A 15,676-nucleotide genomic window follows, 5' to 3' on the forward strand; every position below is an offset into this window, starting at 1 on the left:
GCCTCGCATGGCAAATGCGTTATCGGTCACGCTTATGGGGGCGAGGCGGGCCGGCCCGCAGCGGATCCGATAAGCGTTCTCATTTACAATGCGCAGCCGCCCCCCTCGACGTGTCTTTTGCCGTGACCAAGAAGCTGTTGTTCCAGCTGCACTGGCTGTTCGGCATCAGCGCCGGGCTGGTGCTGTCGGTGATGGGGCTGAGCGGGGCCACGCTGGCGTTCGAGGACGAGATCGTGCGCTGGGCCAACCCGCCGCTGGCCGCGGCGGCCGCGCGCCACGCGGCCGGCGAGTCGCCGTTGCCGCTGGCCGAGCTGGCGCGGCGGCTGGACCTGGGCGGCACGCATCGGGCCACGCGCATGCTGATCGACCCCACCGGCACGCGTCCGTCCAACCTGCGTCTGGGCGGCCGCGACGGCGGGCGCCTGTACTTCGATCCCTATACCGGCCACACGCTGCCGGAGCCGCGGCTGAGCGGCTTCTTCGCGTTCGTCGAGGACCTGCATCGGCATCTGCTTGCCGGCGAGCGCGGCAAGGCGGTCACCGGCGCCTGCGCGATTGCGCTGCTGTTCTTCTGCCTGTCCGGGCTGTACCTGCGCTGGCCGCGGCAGTGGTGGAGCTGGCGCGCCTGGTGGGTGGTGGAATGGAAGCGGCAGGGACGCAGTTTCCTGTGGAGCCTGCATTCGGTGATCGGCACCTGGTGCCTGGTGATCTACCTGTCGAGCGCGCTGACCGGGCTGTATTGGTCCTACGACTGGTACCGGCAGGGGCTGGTGGTGGTGCTCGGCGGCGAGCGCGCGGACAACGCCGACGGCGCCGGCGGCGGCCGCGGCCGCGTCGGCAAGCCGCCGGCGCTGGACTATGCGCGGCTGCAGGCCACGCTCGATGCGCTGCCGGGCGTGCGCCGCGCCTACCTGGACCTGCGCCTACCCAGCCGCGCCGGGCAGCCGCTGAGCGCGCGCTACCTGGCCGCCGATCCGGTGCACAGCCGGGCTTTCGACGGCCTGGAGATCGATCCGCGCAGCGGCCGCATCCTGCGCCGTCTGGACTACCGGCAGCAGCCGCTGGGGCGGCAGGTGCTGAGCAGCGTGTTCGCCCTGCATACCGGCAGTTTCTTCGGCCTGGCCGGGCGCGTGGTGGTGATGCTGGCGAGCCTGTGCCTGTCCTTGTTCTTCGTCACCGGCTGGCTGCTGTACCTGGACCGGCGGCGCAAGAAGCGCGCGCTGCACCACGCGCGGCGCGGCCTGGGCGCGGTGGCGCCGGCCGCCGCCGAGCCGTGGCTGGTGGGCTTCGCCAGCCAGAGCGGATTCGCCGAACGCCTGGCCTGGCAGGCCGCCGGTCAGCTGCAGGCGGCGGGCGTGCCAGTGCAGGTGCAGTCGCTGGCGCAGCTGGATGCGGCGCAACTGCGCGGTGTGCGGCGTGCGCTGTTCGTGGTCAGCACCTTCGGCGACGGCGAGGCGCCGGACCCGGCGCGCGGCTTCGAGAAGGAGGTGCTGCGCCAGGCGCAGGCCCTGCCCGAGCTCGGCTATGCGCTGCTGGCGCTGGGCGATCGCCAGTACGCGCGCTTCTGTGGGTTCTCGCGGCGGCTGGAGCAGTGGCTGGCCGCGCAGGGCGCGCAGGCGCTGTTTCCGGCGGTGGAAGTGGACAACGCCGATCCGCAGGCGCTGGCGCAGTGGCAGCGGCAGCTGTCGGCGGTCACCGGCGTGGCGGAAGCGGCGCCGGCGCTGCAGGCGCCGCTGGCGCTGGAGTGGCGCCTGGCCGGACGCGCGCTGCTCAATCCCGGCAGTGCCGGCGCGCCGGTATGGCGCATCGATCTGCTGCCGCCGCCCCAGGCGCAGTGGCAGGCAGGCGACATCCTGGAAGTGCAGCCCTGCCACGCGCCCGACGCGGTGCTTGCCTGGCTCGCCGCACACGGGCTGGCGGCCGACACGCCGCTGCGCGCGGGCGGGGTGGCGCTGCCGCTGCAGGCGGCGCTGGCCGATCGCGCCTTGTCGCCGCCTGGGGACGCGCACGATCTGCAGGCCTGGCTTGATGCGCTGCCGCCATTGCCGCTGCGCGAATATTCGATCGCCTCGGTGCCGGCCGACGGCCTGCTGCAACTGGTGGTACGCCTGACCCGACGCGAGGACGGCAGTGCCGGCCTGGGCTCGGGCTGGCTGTGCCTGCATGCGCCGCTGCAGACCGCGCTGCAGGCGCGGGTGCGCGCCAACCCTGGGTTCCGCCGTCACGGCGATACGCCGCTGCTGCTGATCGGCAACGGCACCGGCATCGCCGGTCTGCGCAGCCTGCTGCGCGAGGCCGAGGTTGCCGGCGTGCATGGCCACTGGCTGCTGTTCGGCGAACGCAACGCCGCGCACGACGCGCTGTTCGGCGCGGAATTGCAGGCATGGCAGCACAGCGGCCACTTGCAGCGGCTGGACCTGGCGTTCTCGCGCGACCAGCCGGGCAAGGTCTATGTGCAGGATCGCCTGCGCGATGCTGCCGACGAGGTGCGCGCCTGGCTCGCGCGTGGCGCCACGCTGCATGTCTGCGGCAGCCTGGACAGCATGGCCCGCGGCGTGGATGCGGCCTTGCGCGAGATCCTGGGCGAGGACGCGCTGGATGCACTCAGCGCGGATGGGCGGTATCGGCGCGATGTGTATTGAGGTCTGAGGCAGGGGAGCGATTCGGGGGGAGTTTTCGGCCCCGGATCGAATTCGGTGGCGTTTCCATCGCTGCGTCTGTCGCGGCTGAAGCCGCTCCTACAAAGGCAGAAAATGCGCGCGGCTTTTTTGTAGGAGCGGCTTCAGCCGCGACCAACCGCATCAGCGATCCGTTGCAACGGCGCGTTGAAACGCAGATGCAGCAACCGGCCTGCGGCACGCGCAGGTTTCGCCGGCGACCTCCGTCGCCGTCAACGCACACCCGCACACTCGCCGCTGCCGCTCGCCGCCGGCGCCTTCATCCGGTAAATATCGCGCTTGCCGGCCTTCGGTGCGCGCGCGCTGCCGACCACCAGCAGTTCGCTCGGCTTGGAGGCATCCAGCACCGCACCGCGGGTATCGCCGTCGGCGCTGTTGAACGACAGCGGCAGCGGTTGCGGCTGCACGTAGCGCCCACTGGCGCACAGCGCGAGCAGCAGTTGCGTGCCTTGCGCCTTGCGCGACCGCGCGAACAGCAGCGCGCGGCCGTCGCCCAGCCAGGCGGCATCGGTTTCGTCGTCGGCGCTGTTGATGCCGTCCAGCGGCGTTGGCTGGCCGAAGGCCTCGCCTTGCAGCCGCGCCACGAACAGGTCCATGCCGCCGGCGCCGCCGTGGCCGGCGCTGGCGAACAGCAGCCGGGTGCCGTCCAGCGACAGCGTCGGCGCGCGTTCGTCGCCGCGCGAATTCACCGCCGCACCCAAGTTCTGCGGCGGGCCGTAGCGGCCGTCGGCCAGTACCGGTGCGCGGTACAGGTCGCTGCCGCCGTGGCCGCCAGCGCGATCGGAAGCGAAGTACAGCCAGTGTCCGTCGGTACTGAAGAACGGGTCGGCGTCGGCGCTTGGCGCGTTCAGCGGCGCCGGCAACGGCTGCGGGTCGGCCCAGCGCCCGTCGCGCAGCGTGGCCTGCCACAGGTCGCCGCCGCCGGGCCCGCCGGCGCGGTCGGGGCTGGCCCAGACGATGCGCTGACCATCTGCGGAAACGCTGGCGCGGGTCTCGTCGGCCTTGCTCGAGACCACGCCCATGCCCTCGATGCCGAACTCGGAAAGTGCGAATGCCGATGGCGCGCAGAGTAAACTCGCGGCCAGCGCGAGCGGCAGGGCGGGGGTCCGCATGTCGGATTCCTTCGGATGTCGCGACCAGTCTAAAACAACCAACGAGCGTTCCATGCCCACATCCCGTTATGCCGTGTTCGGCCATCCCGTCACCCATTCGCTGTCGCCGCGCATCCATGCCGACTTCGCCAAGCAGACCGGCATCGCCCTGCAGTACGACGCGATCGACGCTTTGCCGGACGGCTTCACGGCAGCCTTGGCGGCGTTTGCCGCGGAAGGCGGCGTGGGCGCCAACGTGACCCTGCCGTTGAAGGAAGCCGCCTACGCGCTGAGCGTAGTCCACAGCGAGCGCGCGCAGCGCGCCGGGGCGGTCAACACGCTCAGCTTCCGCGACGGGCAGTGGCACGGCGACAACACCGACGGTGCCGGCCTGGTGCGCGACCTGACCGGGCGCAACGGCCTGGACCTGCGCGGCCGCCGCGCGTTGCTGCTCGGCGCCGGCGGCGCCGCGCGCGGCGTGGCGCCGGCGCTGCTGGACGCCGGCGTGCAGCAGTTGCTGATCGTCAACCGTTCGCCCGAGCGCGCCGATGCGCTGGTCGATGCGCTGGGCGACCCGGCGCGCGCCGTCTCCCGCTACTGGGAAGACCTGCGCGAGCAGGGCGACTTCGAACTGATCGTCAATGCCACTGCCGCCGGTCGCGACGACAGCGCGGGCTTCTCGCTGCCGCTGTCGCTGGTCAACAGCATGACCCTGGCGGTGGACCTGAACTACGGCGAGGTGGCGATCCCGTTCCTGGCCTGGGCGCGTGCGGCGCACTGCCGCGATACCGTGGACGGCCTGGGCATGCTCGTCGAACAGGCGGCCGAGAGCTTCGAGCGCTGGCACGGCGTGCGCCCGGACACCGACCCGGTCTACGCCGCGCTGCGCGCGCGCGACGCGGTGCTGGTCAGCGCCGACTGACACGGGCGCTCCGGCGCTGTCCTTCAGCTTCCACGGAGATCCCATGGACACTGCATTCGTGTTTCAGTTGTTGGCCACGGTGGGCTTGCAACTGCCGATCCTGATCATCCTCGGCACGGGCCTGGTGCTGCTGGCCACGCGCCGTCCCTGCCGCGCGCGCACCCTGGGCCTGTGGGGAGTGAGCCTGCTGCTGATCGGCGGGCTGTGTGGCACGGTAGCCGCGCTGTTGCCGATGCTGATCCTCGAGCAGGGCGGGAGCTACGCCACCTACGGGGTCTGGTTCGGCATCATGCAGACGGTGTTCACCCTGCTGCATGCGGTGGCGATGCTGCTGGTGGTGCTGGCGCTGCGCCTGGCGTTGCCGCGCTGACCGGCTGCGCGCGGCATCGGTGGCCGGGCCGTTCACCTTTCCCCGGCACGCGGCGCCCAGACCTGGGAAAATAGCCGGCCGATCCCCGGCACGAGCAGACAGGCGGCATGGAAAAGGCAGCACCCACGCGGCAGTTGACCGACGAGATGAAGGCCGGCATCCGCGACGCCTACACCAAGCTGCAGGCCAACACGCCCGGCTTCATGGTGCGCCGCGCGCAGAGCCAGATGATCGGCGTGGTGTCGCGCGCGCTGGGCACCAGCGGCGGCGTCGGCGTGGCCGAGGCGCCCACCGGCGTCGGCAAGAGCCTGGGCTATCTCACCGCCGGGGTGCCGATCGCGCTGGCCAGCAAGAAGAAGCTGGTGATCAGCACCGGCACCGTGGCGCTGCAGTCGCAATTGGTGGAACGCGACATCCCCGCCTTCCTCAAGGCTACCGGCATCGAGGCGACGGTGGCGCTGGCCAAGGGCCGCACCCGCTACCTGTGTGCGCGCAACGTCGCCGAGCTGCATGGCGAAGCCGCGCAGAACAGCATGTTCGAGGACGAGGCGCCGCTGTACGACCGCCCGCTGAGCCCGGCCGAGGCCGAGCAGGCGCGCGCGCTGGCCAAGGCCTACGCCGACAAGACCTGGAACGGCGACCTGGACACCGCGCCGGAACCGATTCCGGCGTCGCTGCGCGCGCGCATCACCACCAACGCCGCTGGCTGCGCCGGGCGCCGCTGCTCGTTCGCGGTGCAATGCCCGGTGCTGAAGGCGCGCAGCGACGTGCGCGATGCGCAGATCGTGGTCACCAACCATGCGCTGCTGCTGTCGGCGCTGGCGCTGGGCGACAGCGACAACGGCCAGCCGCTGATCGCGCCGCCGGCGGACATGCTGCTGGTGCTCGACGAAGGCCACCACATCGCCGGCGTCGCCATCGACCAGGGCGCGGCCAACCTGGCGCTGGACGACATGGCGCGGCGTACCGGCCGGTTGCAGGCGCTGGTCGGCGCCGCCTACCGGCTGGCCGACAAGGACAGCATCGGCAACCAGCTGCCGAACGAGGCGATCGAACTGGCCACCCAGGTCAGCAAGGGGCTGAAAACCTTTCGCGCCGAGATCGAACGCGCCTGGGTGCCGGAGCCAGGCCAGGAAGAGCCGATGTGGCGCGCGCCCAACGGTCGCCTGCCCGAGGATTGGAAACCCTTCATCAATGCGCAGGCGCAGGACACCGCCGCGCTGCTCAACTGGGTGCAGGCCGCGCACCAGCTGGTGAGCAAGTCCAAGCAGGAGGACGCGGCCAAGGAGCGTTTGCAGCGCAGCCTGGGCATGGCCCTGGAGATGGTCGAGCAGCAATACGCGCTGTGGCTGGGCTGGCGCCGCGAGGACCAGGACGGGCAGGCGCCGATGGCGCGCTGGATCACCCTGTCGCGCGATGCCGACCTGGTCTGCCATTGCTCGCCGGTGTCGGCCGCGCAAGTGCTGCGCGCGCTGTTGTGGAGCGAGGTGGACTCGGCGGTGCTGACCTCGGCCACGCTGACCGGCGGCGGCGATTTCCAGGCGCTGGCGATCGACAACGGCCTGCCCGCGCATGCGGAGATGGTGTCGCTGTCCTCGCCGTTCGACCTGCCCAACCAGGCCGAGCTGATCGTGCCGAAATTTCCGGTGGCGCCGGACGACCGCGAAGGCCATCCGCGCGAGGTCGCACGCTATCTGGTCAAGGAACTGGACTGGGGCAAGGGCTCGATCGTGCTGTTCACCTCGCGCTGGAAGATGCTCAAGGTGGCCGACCTATTGCCGATCGCGCAGCGCAACCGCGTGCTGGTGCAGGGCGACGGCTCCAAGTCGCAGATGATCGGCGAGCACATGCGCCGCATCGGCGCCGGCGAAGGCTCGGTGCTGTTCGGTTTGAATTCCTTCGGCGAAGGCCTGGACCTGCCCGGCGAGGCCTGCACCACCGTGGTCATCACCCAGGTGCCGTTCGCGGTGCCGACCGACCCGCAGACCGCCACCCTCGGCGAGTGGTTCGAAAGCCGCGGCCTCAACGCCTTCAACCTGATCGCGGTGCCGCACGCGCTGCGCACGCTGACCCAGTTCGCCGGGCGCCTGATCCGAAGTTCCAGCGACCATGGCCGGGTCATCATTCTCGATTCGCGCCTGCTGACCAAGCGCTACGGCAAGCGCATCATCGATGCGCTGCCGCCGTTCAAGCGGGTGATCGGCTAGGGCCGCGCGCTGTCTACATTTTGATGTCGCTTGCCTCGCATCGCGCCGCTAGTGCGATGCGCCCCTGCCACGAAGTGCAAAGCGCAACGCATATGGGCGAGTACCGCAGTCACAAGGGCAGGCGCGCATGCATCGTGCCTATCGCAGCGATAGCAACTAACGAATTCTCAGCCTGCGACTGCACCGCCATGCTCCAGTTCCCTCAACACGAGCTGACGCCATGCGCCCTGGAACACTGTTGGTGCTCGCCCTGCTGTCGCAGGCCCTGATCGTCCCCGTCGGGTTCGCGCAGTCCACCCTCACCCGCGACAACGGTGCGCCGGTTGGCGACAACCAGAACTCGCAGACCGCCGGCGCCACCGGCCCGACCCTGCTGCAGGACGTGCAGCTGATCCAGAAGCTGCAGCGCTTCGACCGCGAGCGCATCCCCGAGCGCGTGGTGCATGCGCGTGGGACCGGCGTGCATGGCGAGTTCACCGCCAGCGCAGACATCTCCGACCTGACCAAAGCCAAGGTGTTCACTGCCGGCGCGAAGACCCCGGTGTTCGTGCGCTTCTCCTCGGTGGTGCACGGCAACCATTCGCCGGAGACGCTGCGCGACCCGCACGGCTTCGCCACCAAGTTCTATACCAGCGAAGGCAACTGGGACCTGGTCGGCAACAACTTCCCGACCTTCTTCATCCGCGATGCGATCAAGTTCCCGGACATGGTGCACGCGTTCAAGCCGGATCCGCGCACCAACCTGGACGACGATTCACGCCGCTTCGATTTCTTCTCGCACGTGCCCGAGGCCACGCGCACGCTGACCCTGCTGTATTCCAACGAAGGCACGCCGGCCGGCTACCGCTTCATGGACGGCAACGGCGTGCACGCCTACAAGCTGGTCAACGCGCAGGGCGAGGTGCACTACGTCAAGTTCCACTGGAAATCGCTGCAAGGCCTGAAGAACCTGGATCCGAAGCAGGTGGCGCAGGTGCAGGGCAAGGACTACAGCCACCTGACAAACGACCTGGTCGGCGCGATCAAGCAGGGCGACTATCCGAAGTGGGACCTGTACATCCAGGTCCTGAAGCCGGACGAGCTGGCCAAGTTCGACTTCGATCCGCTGGATGCGACCAAGATCTGGCCGGGCGTACCCGAGCGCAAGATCGGGCAGCTGGTGTTGAACAGGAATGTGGACAACTTCTTCCAGGAGACCGAACAGGTGGCGATGGCGCCGGCCAACCTGGTGCCGGGCATCGAGCCGTCGGAAGACCGCCTGCTGCAGGGGCGCATCTTCTCCTATGCCGATACCCAGCTGTACCGCGTCGGCACCAATGGCCTGAGTCTGCCGGTGAACCGGCCGCGGGTGGCGGTCGACAACGGTAATCAGGACGGCGCGATGAATTCCGGCGCCAGCGCCAGCGGCGTCAACTACGAGCCGAGCCGGCTCGCCCCGCGCCCGCAGAATCCGAACGCGCGCTACAGCCAGCTGCCGCTGTCGGGCAGCACCCAGCAGGCGAAGATCGTCCGCGAGCAGAACTTCAAGCAGGCCGGCGACCTGTTCCGCAGCTACAGCAAGAAGGAGCAGCAGGACCTGATCCAGAGCTTCGGCGAATCGCTGGCCGGCACCGACGACGCCAGCAAGCACATCATGCTGTCGTTCCTGTACAAGGCCGATCCGGCCTATGGCAGCGGCGTCGCCCGCGTCGCCAAGGGCGACCTGGCGCGGGTCAGGCAGCTGGCCGCGCAGTTGCAGGATTGATCGTTCACTGCGCAGCGCGGCGGCGCCTACCCGCGCCGCGCTGCGCCTTCCTTGCCGGAGACCGAACATGCGTCGCTTCTTTCTTCTCGTCCTGAGCCTGGTGGCCACCTCGGCGATTGCCGCGCCCGCACCCGCCGACCCGGCCAAGATTCAGGCGCAACTGCGCGACTACTTCTTCGACGCCGCGCGCGAAGGCCGCCAGGACATGCTGGCCGAGTTCATCCATGCGCACTACGACCTCAATGCCCGCGACGACAAGGGCTATACCGCGCTGATCCTGGCCGCCTACCACGGCCAGCAGCCGGCGGTGGAGCAATTGCTGCGCGCCGGCGCCGATCCGTGCGCGCAGGACAAGCGCGGCAACACCGCGCTGATGGGCGCGATCTTCAAGGGCGAGCTGGCCATCGCCAAGCGGCTGATGCAGGCCGATTGCGCGCCCGACCAGCGCAACAACGCCGGCCAGACCGCGGCGATGTACGCGGCGCTGTTCCAGCGCACCGAGGTGTTGAAGGACCTCGCCGCCAAGGGCGCCGACCTGCAGGCCAAGGACGCGCAGGGCAACGACGTGGCCAAGCTGCAGCGCGGCGAATTCGCGCAGGCACCGGCGCGCTGAACCACCCAGGAGGAGCGCGGTGCGCCCAGGCATGGCCGGGGCGCTGCAGGCGAGCACGGTGGTTCAGCCGCCGACCATGGCGCCGAAGCCCCGGGATCGGCGAAAATACCCGCCCTGCCGGGCAACGACGGCTTCCTGAAACACGCTTCGCGCTGACGCTGCCCGTTCGCTGCACCTACCGGGCACGCCGCATCGCCGGCGGCGCTCGCCGCGCTGTCGTGCCTTCGCTCCTTCCTGGATCCGTCTTGAACACCACCGCCTCGCCCCCTGCCACCGACGACCTGCCCCTGAGCGAGCGCCTGCGCGTCGCCCTGGATCTGCTCGAAGCCATCGATGCCGACCGCAGCGTGCTCGACGCGCTGCCCGAGGCCGACCGCGTGCGCCTGCACCAGGTCGTCGCCAAGGTCTACCACCCCGAGCCCAAGGCGCGCCGGCAGCTGCTCAAGCAGCAGGCGCGCGAACGCCACCAGGAAAAGGTGCGCAAGGCCGAAGCGCTGCTCGCGCAGACCGGCATCCGCGCGCTGCGGCGCAAGCCGGTGTTCAGCACGCCGAACTACTTCCCGCCGCATGCCGCGGGCCTGCACGACGCCAGCAATGCCGCAGCCGAAGCGCCGGCGGCGGCGCAGTCGCCCGAGCTGCGCCACTGTTACGTGTGCAAGCAGAAGTTCACCCAGCTGCACCATTTCTACGACCAGATGTGTCCGCCCTGCGCCGAACTGAACTACTTCAAGCGCACCGAGACCGCCGACCTGAGCGGGCGCGTGGCGCTGCTGACCGGCGGCCGGGTCAAGATCGGCTACCAGGCCGGGCTGAAGCTGCTGCGCGCCGGCGCCGAGCTGATCGTGACCACGCGCTTCCCGCGCGATTCGGCCGCGCGCTACGCGCAGGAAGCGGATTTCGCCGAATGGGGCCACCGCCTGCAGGTGTTCGGCCTGGACCTGCGCCACACGCCCAGCGTCGAAGCGTTCTGCAGCCAACTGATGGCCACGCGCGCGCGGCTGGACTTCATCGTCAACAACGCCTGCCAGACCGTGCGCCGGCCGCCGCAGTTCTACGCGCACATGATGGCCGGCGAGACCGCCGCGCTGCACGAACTGCCCGAGCACGTGCGCCGCCTGGTCGGCCATTACGAAGGCCTGCGCAGCCCGGAACTGCTGCCGGCGGCGTCGGCGACCACGCTGCCGGCGGGCCAGGGCCACGGCATCAGCGGCGCCGACGGGCTGACCCGTGCCGCCGAACTGTCGCAGGTGCCGCTGCTGGCCGACGAACTGCTCGGCCAGCAGCACCTGTTTCCCGAAGGCCGGCTGGACCAGGACCTGCAGCAGGTGGACCTGCGTGGGCGCAACTCGTGGCGCCTGCTGATGGCCGAAGTGCCGTCGGTGGAATTGCTGGAGACGCAGCTGGTCAACGCCATCGCCCCGTTCATCATCAACGCGCGGCTCAAGCCGCTGATGCTGCGCACGCCCGAGCGCGACAAGCACATCGTCAACGTGTCGGCGATGGAAGGGCAGTTCTACCGCAACTTCAAGACCACCCGGCATCCGCATACCAACATGGCCAAGGCCGCGTTGAACATGATGACCCGGACCTCGGCGGCCGATTACCAGAACGACGGCATCCACATGAACAGCGTGGATACCGGCTGGGTCACCGATGAGGATCCGGCCGAGATCGCCGCGCGCAAGGTGCAGGAAGAGCGCTTCCACCCGCCGCTGGACATCGTCGACGGCGCCGCGCGCATCGTCGATCCGATCATCCACGGCTTCAATACCGGCGAGCACGTGTGGGGGCAGTTCCTGAAGGACTACGCGCCGACCGACTGGTAGGCGAGGTCATCGCGCACTGCGGGCGCGGATCCCCGCGGCGCAATGCGCCATCGCCGCCGTGGCGCTACCGCGACGGCGCCGCTGCGTGCACGACGGGAAGCACGCAGCGGCGTCGGCGAGGACCTACTTGCGCACGCTCTGCGTATGCGACTTCAACGCGTCCTCCAGGCCCGGCACCTGCGCCGCGCCGTCCGGCACGCTGAGGCTGGAGCCGACCAGGTCCTGGCCGAACGGCTGCGTGCGTCCGCCCAGGCACTTGCCCAGGAACGCTTCGCTGACCGCGTTGAAGGCCTTGCTGTTCTCCGGCCGGGCGAAGCCGTGGCCCTCGTCGGGGAACAGCACGTAGGTGACCGGGATCTGCTTGGCCTTGAGCGCATTGACGATCTGGTCGGCCTCGGCCTGCTTGACCCGCGGATCGTTGGCGCCCTGACCGATCAGCAGCGGCCTGGCGATGCGGTCGGCACGGCTCAGCGGCGAGCGGTCTTCCAGCAGTTTCTTGCCGGCCGCGGTGCGCGGATCGCCGATGCGCCGCGCCATCTGTTCGAAGCCGGATTTCCAGTACGGCGGGAGGGTGCTGAGCAAGGTGTTCAAGTTCGACGGGCCGACGATGTCCACGCCGCACTTGAACACGTCCGGGGTGAAGCTCAACCCGACCAGCGTGGCGTAGCCGCCATAGCTGCCGCCCATGATCGCGACCTGGTCCTTGGTGGTGACGCCCTGCTGCACCGCCCATTGCACCGCATCGAGCAGGTCGTCGTGCATCTTGCCGGCCCACTCGCCGTCGCCGGCGTTGGTGAAGCGCTTGCCGAAGCCGGTGGAGCCGCGGTAGTTGACCTGCAGCACCGCATAGCCGCGGTTGGCCAGCCACTGGTTGTAGCCGTTGTAGCCGTAATCGTCGCGCGCCCATGGCCCGCCGTGCACGAACAGCACCAGCGGCACCGGCCTGTCGGCCTTGCCGTCGCCGTTGGCATCGGCCTCGCGCGGCAGGGTGAGGTAGCTGACCAGGGTCAGGCCGTCGCGCGAGCGAATCTCCTGCGGCCATTGCGGCACCAGCGGCTGTCCTTCCAGCGCCGGGCGCGCGGCGAACAGCCTGGTCAGCTTGCCTTGCCCGGACGGCACGCGGTCGTAGCGGTAGAACGTGGCCGGCGCATCGGCGGCCGAGTAGGCGACGATCCAGGTGCGGTCGTCCTGGGTGCGGGTCAGCACCGAGATCTCGCCCGGGCCGATCGCCTGCAGCTGCTTGATGTCCGCGGCGATGCCCGGGTCCAGCACCTTCCATTCCGGGCGCAGGTAATTGGATTCCACCGCCTGCACCACGCCGCTGCGCGGATCGGTCAGGGTGCCGCCCACGTCCGCGCGCGCATCCTCGAACAGCAGCTTGCGCGTGCCGCTGGCCACGTCCACCGCGTACAGCGCCGAGGTGTCGCGCTGGCGCGAATCGAGGAAGTACAGGGTCTTGCCGTCGGCGGTGAAGCCGGACGGCGCGGTGGTCAGCGCATCCTCGAACGGAATCTCTTCGCGCTTGTGCCAGCCGCCCTTGCCGTCGGGTTGCAGCAGATCTTCGCCGCCGTCCTCGCGCGAGCGCGTCGCCAGCCGCACCTGGTAGTCGTCGTCGGCCAGGTAGTCGCCGATTTGCTGGGTGTTCTTCTGCAGCAGCGTGCGCTTGCCACTGGCCAGATCGACCCGGTACAGGTCGTGCCACTGCGCGTCGCGATCGTTCATGCCGACCAGGATCGACTCCGGGTGCTTGCGGCTGGCCGCCACCACCCGCGCGCGGGTCTTGGGGAAGTCGCTGAGGTCGCGACCGCTGCCGCCCGCGGCGAGATCGAGCGCGAACAGATGGAAATTCTCGTCGCCGCCGCTGTCGCGCATGTACAGCAGGGTATTGGGCAGGAACGACCAGAAATAGGAGCGGATGCCGCGGCCGCTGTCGTGGGTGACCGCGCGCGCCTTGTCCGGCGCATCGGCCGGTGCGATCCAGATGTTGAGCACGCCGTCCACCGGCGCCAGCCAGCTCAGGGTCTTGCCGTCCGGGCTGAGCTGCACGCCGCTGCGCTCCGGGTTGCCGAACAGCACGTCGCGCGGGATCAGCGCCGGCGGCGCGGCCGCCGCCGCCGGCGTCTGCGCGGCGGGCGCGTCCTTGGCGGCGGGAGCGGCGGCCTGCTGCGAGCAGGCGCAGACCGCGAGGGCAAGACTGGAAGCCAGGATGAGGCGGCGCATGCGTGCTCCGGGAAGGCTGTTGGGGGGCGGGATTGTTACTTTATAACAAATATCAATTCCAGTGGCGCATGTGCCGATGCGGCCAGTGACCATGGATCGGCGACGCGCTGCAGTGTCGCTCGCCGGCGGCCGCTGCGGCTACGGGTTTCGGCGCCCGGACAGGGGCGTAGCGGCGTGGCGAAGGACGCTTTGCAATGTGCGGCGCGCTCCGGCGTCGCTTGCGCTTTGCCGGCCGCGATGCAGAATCCGGTATCGACCCAAGCGCAGAGCGACACCATGGCGTCCGATGCCAGCTACGTGGATTACGTCCTGGAACAGGCGGCGCTCGGCGCCGCGCTGACCTGCAAGAAGATGTTCGGCGAATATGCGCTGTACCTGGACGGCAAGGTGGTGGCCTTCGTCTGCGACAACCAGGTGTTCGTCAAGCCGACCGCCGCCGGGCGCGCGCTGCTCGGCGAGGTGGTCGAACAGGCGCCGTATCCGGGTGGCAAGCCGCATTACCTGATCGACGAGGGACTGGAGGACCGCACCGTGCTGCAGCGCCTGCTGCGCGCCACCGCGCAGGCATTGCCCGCCTCCAAACCGGCCAAGGCTGGCAAACGCGCAAGCCGGCCGCCGGCGCCGCGCTAGGTCGCGCGTTGTTCCGTAGATTTTTGCAGCGCCGTTTCAGGTCAGCGCGTGCAGCTCGCCGCGGATGCCGTCCGCCTGCAGATGCAGATAGCCCACCCCGATCGGCAGGCTGAAACGGCGCGGTCCGGCACTGCCGGGATTGACGTACAGCACGCCGTCGCGGCTCTGCAGCAGCGGCTTGTGCGAATGCCCGCTGACCACCACGTCCACGCAGGCGGGATCGCGCGCCAGCGTCTTCAGATCGTGCAGCACATGCAGGCGGATGCCCACGATGTCGATGTCCAGCGTGTCGGGCAGCGCCTGCGCCCAGGGCGCGGTATCGATGTTGCCGCGGATCGCATGCAACGGCGCGAGCGCGCGCAGCGCATCGAGAATCTCCGGCTTGCCGATGTCGCCGGCATGCACGATGGCCACGCAATCGCGCATCGCCGCCAGCGCCTGCGGCCGCAGCAGGCCATGGGTATCGGAGATCAGGCCGATTCGCAGCGGCGGGACGCAAGGCATCGGCAAGGCTTCGCAACAGGACGGAGTGCTAGCCTAACCCCCACGTTCGCACGTTCGCACGGCCGCGGACCGGTCCGGGCGAACGGCCGTTCACCGCATCGCGAGCGCCACCTGCCAGCAGCGCTGCATCGGGAACCAGCGGTCGATGTGGAAAAGGCCGCCGCCGCCGCGATCCGGGTCCGCTGCGCATCGGGCAATTGCACGCGTGGTCTGACGCGAGTGTCAGCTTACCAGCGCCAGCCGTCCTGCTTCATCCGCTTGCCGTTGTGGCCTCGGTCGAATGCGTCATCAGGAAACCTTGCCTCCCGCAGCCAGAACCTGGGTACGGATGAACTCCGCGGTCTCCGCGCTCAGGTCGGCGAGCGGCAAGGTGACGAACTGGGACTTCGAAAGCAGCAGCAGCCAACAGGATTCGAATCGCCACACGTCGCAGACTGCGGACCAGGGCAGTGTCGTGGTGCCGGCAGCAGAGGACAGCGACAACGAGCTTGCGGATGCTTCGAGCGTGCCGACGGGAGCGCCCATTGCATCGAGCCTGCGCAGCGCATTGCGGTAGTGGGTGGCGTAGAGCGCCACAGGAAAGGCGATGCCGAGCGCGAGTGCGCTTGCCAAGAGGCCGACCAACCAGGAGGCGTTGCCGCCGCGGACGAGGACGACAAGGGACGCCGCCACCAAGGCCAGGGCGACGACATAGCGCAGCCCGACGACGCGCCAGCAGAAGCTCGCCACGGCTCGGCGAATCAGCGGTCTGTCGTAGCGGAGGCTGGCATGGTGCATCGGAGAGCATCCTTATGGAGCGCCGCTGCGCAACGGCATCATCGACAAGAGAACGGACTCTACGCGGCTGCGACCGTTGCACATCGCCGGGGTG

General features: G+C 69.5%; 12 protein-coding genes. 8 read left to right on the forward strand and 4 right to left on the reverse strand.

The window, feature by feature from the left end:
- Positions 1 to 122: 122 nt before the first annotated feature.
- On the forward strand, positions 123 to 2,642 hold the full coding sequence (locus KHF85_RS01975) for a sulfite reductase flavoprotein subunit alpha (protein ID WP_284568318.1): 2,520 nt from the start codon (positions 123 to 125) through the stop codon (positions 2,640 to 2,642).
- 248 nt (positions 2,643 to 2,890) lie between these two features.
- Here KHF85_RS01975 and KHF85_RS01980 read toward each other — a convergent pair whose 3' ends face one another.
- On the reverse strand, positions 2,891 to 3,790 hold the full coding sequence (locus KHF85_RS01980; protein WP_284568319.1) for a TolB family protein: 900 nt from the start codon (positions 3,788 to 3,790) through the stop codon (positions 2,891 to 2,893).
- A gap of 52 nt (positions 3,791 to 3,842) precedes the next feature.
- Between KHF85_RS01980 and aroE the strand changes: the two genes are divergently transcribed.
- The 6 genes from aroE (at position 3,843) to KHF85_RS02010 (ending at position 11,451) form a co-directional block, all read left to right on the forward strand.
- Positions 3,843 to 4,691, forward strand: coding sequence for a shikimate dehydrogenase (aroE, locus tag KHF85_RS01985; RefSeq protein WP_064540224.1), 849 nt, complete (start codon positions 3,843 to 3,845; stop codon positions 4,689 to 4,691).
- A gap of 43 nt (positions 4,692 to 4,734) precedes the next feature.
- Positions 4,735 to 5,061: a hypothetical protein gene (locus KHF85_RS01990; RefSeq protein ID WP_064540226.1), complete on the forward strand. Its 327-nt coding sequence runs from the start codon at positions 4,735 to 4,737 to the stop codon at positions 5,059 to 5,061.
- A 107-nt stretch (positions 5,062 to 5,168) separates the two neighbouring features.
- The gene (gene dinG / locus KHF85_RS01995) at positions 5,169 to 7,268 is read left to right on the forward strand and encodes an ATP-dependent DNA helicase DinG (protein ID WP_284568320.1); all 2,100 of its coding nucleotides are present in this window, start codon (positions 5,169 to 5,171) and stop codon (positions 7,266 to 7,268) included.
- A gap of 220 nt (positions 7,269 to 7,488) precedes the next feature.
- Positions 7,489 to 9,012, forward strand: coding sequence for a catalase KatB (katB, locus tag KHF85_RS02000; RefSeq protein WP_284568321.1), 1,524 nt, complete (start codon positions 7,489 to 7,491; stop codon positions 9,010 to 9,012).
- A 67-nt stretch (positions 9,013 to 9,079) separates the two neighbouring features.
- Positions 9,080 to 9,625 carry an ankyrin repeat domain-containing protein gene (locus KHF85_RS02005; RefSeq protein WP_284568322.1) on the forward strand — a complete coding sequence of 182 codons (546 nt, stop codon included), beginning with the start codon at positions 9,080 to 9,082 and terminating at the stop codon, positions 9,623 to 9,625.
- Between the two features lie 245 nt (positions 9,626 to 9,870).
- Positions 9,871 to 11,451 (forward strand): SDR family NAD(P)-dependent oxidoreductase, encoded by a 1,581-nt coding sequence (locus KHF85_RS02010; protein ID WP_284568323.1) that lies wholly within the window; start codon positions 9,871 to 9,873, stop codon positions 11,449 to 11,451.
- A 123-nt stretch (positions 11,452 to 11,574) separates the two neighbouring features.
- Here KHF85_RS02010 and KHF85_RS02015 read toward each other — a convergent pair whose 3' ends face one another.
- A complete protein-coding gene (locus KHF85_RS02015) occupies positions 11,575 to 13,671 on the reverse strand; it encodes a S9 family peptidase (RefSeq protein WP_284568324.1) in 2,097 nt (698 codons plus the stop codon).
- A 276-nt stretch (positions 13,672 to 13,947) separates the two neighbouring features.
- Here KHF85_RS02015 and KHF85_RS02020 point away from each other — a divergent pair, with 276 nt between their 5' ends.
- Positions 13,948 to 14,301 carry a TfoX/Sxy family protein gene (locus KHF85_RS02020; protein WP_284568325.1) on the forward strand — a complete coding sequence of 118 codons (354 nt, stop codon included), beginning with the start codon at positions 13,948 to 13,950 and terminating at the stop codon, positions 14,299 to 14,301.
- Positions 14,302 to 14,337: 36 nt separating this feature from the next.
- Here KHF85_RS02020 and KHF85_RS02025 read toward each other — a convergent pair whose 3' ends face one another.
- Both KHF85_RS02025 and KHF85_RS02030 read right to left on the reverse strand, forming a co-directional pair.
- A complete protein-coding gene (locus KHF85_RS02025; RefSeq protein ID WP_284568326.1) occupies positions 14,338 to 14,805 on the reverse strand; it encodes a metallophosphoesterase family protein in 468 nt (155 codons plus the stop codon).
- A 288-nt stretch (positions 14,806 to 15,093) separates the two neighbouring features.
- Positions 15,094 to 15,582: a YcxB family protein gene (locus KHF85_RS02030; RefSeq protein WP_284568327.1), complete on the reverse strand. Its 489-nt coding sequence runs from the start codon at positions 15,580 to 15,582 to the stop codon at positions 15,094 to 15,096.
- Between the last annotated feature and the right edge of the window lie 94 nt (positions 15,583 to 15,676).

Origin of the sequence: Xanthomonas graminis pv. graminis (assembly GCF_030168915.1) — a bacterium.
Classification (GTDB): domain Bacteria; phylum Pseudomonadota; class Gammaproteobacteria; order Xanthomonadales; family Xanthomonadaceae; genus Xanthomonas_A; species Xanthomonas_A translucens.

Bases quoted from the DNA above. Each gene is read 5' to 3' on its own strand.
- KHF85_RS01980 (WP_284568319.1), bottom strand. From the start codon at position 3,790: ATGCGGACCCCCGCCCTGCCGCTCGCGCTGGCCGCGAGTTTACTCTGC.
- aroE (WP_064540224.1), top strand. From the start codon at position 3,843: ATGCCCACATCCCGTTATGCCGTGTTCGGCCATCCCGTCACCCATTCG.
- KHF85_RS01990 (WP_064540226.1), top strand. From the start codon at position 4,735: ATGGACACTGCATTCGTGTTTCAGTTGTTGGCCACGGTGGGCTTGCAA.
- dinG (WP_284568320.1), top strand. From the start codon at position 5,169: ATGGAAAAGGCAGCACCCACGCGGCAGTTGACCGACGAGATGAAGGCC.
- katB (WP_284568321.1), top strand. From the start codon at position 7,489: ATGCGCCCTGGAACACTGTTGGTGCTCGCCCTGCTGTCGCAGGCCCTG.
- KHF85_RS02005 (WP_284568322.1), top strand. From the start codon at position 9,080: ATGCGTCGCTTCTTTCTTCTCGTCCTGAGCCTGGTGGCCACCTCGGCG.
- KHF85_RS02015 (WP_284568324.1), bottom strand. From the start codon at position 13,671: ATGCGCCGCCTCATCCTGGCTTCCAGTCTTGCCCTCGCGGTCTGCGCC.
- KHF85_RS02020 (WP_284568325.1), top strand. From the start codon at position 13,948: ATGGCGTCCGATGCCAGCTACGTGGATTACGTCCTGGAACAGGCGGCG.
- KHF85_RS02025 (WP_284568326.1), bottom strand. From the start codon at position 14,805: ATGCCTTGCGTCCCGCCGCTGCGAATCGGCCTGATCTCCGATACCCAT.
- KHF85_RS02030 (WP_284568327.1), bottom strand. From the start codon at position 15,582: ATGCACCATGCCAGCCTCCGCTACGACAGACCGCTGATTCGCCGAGCC.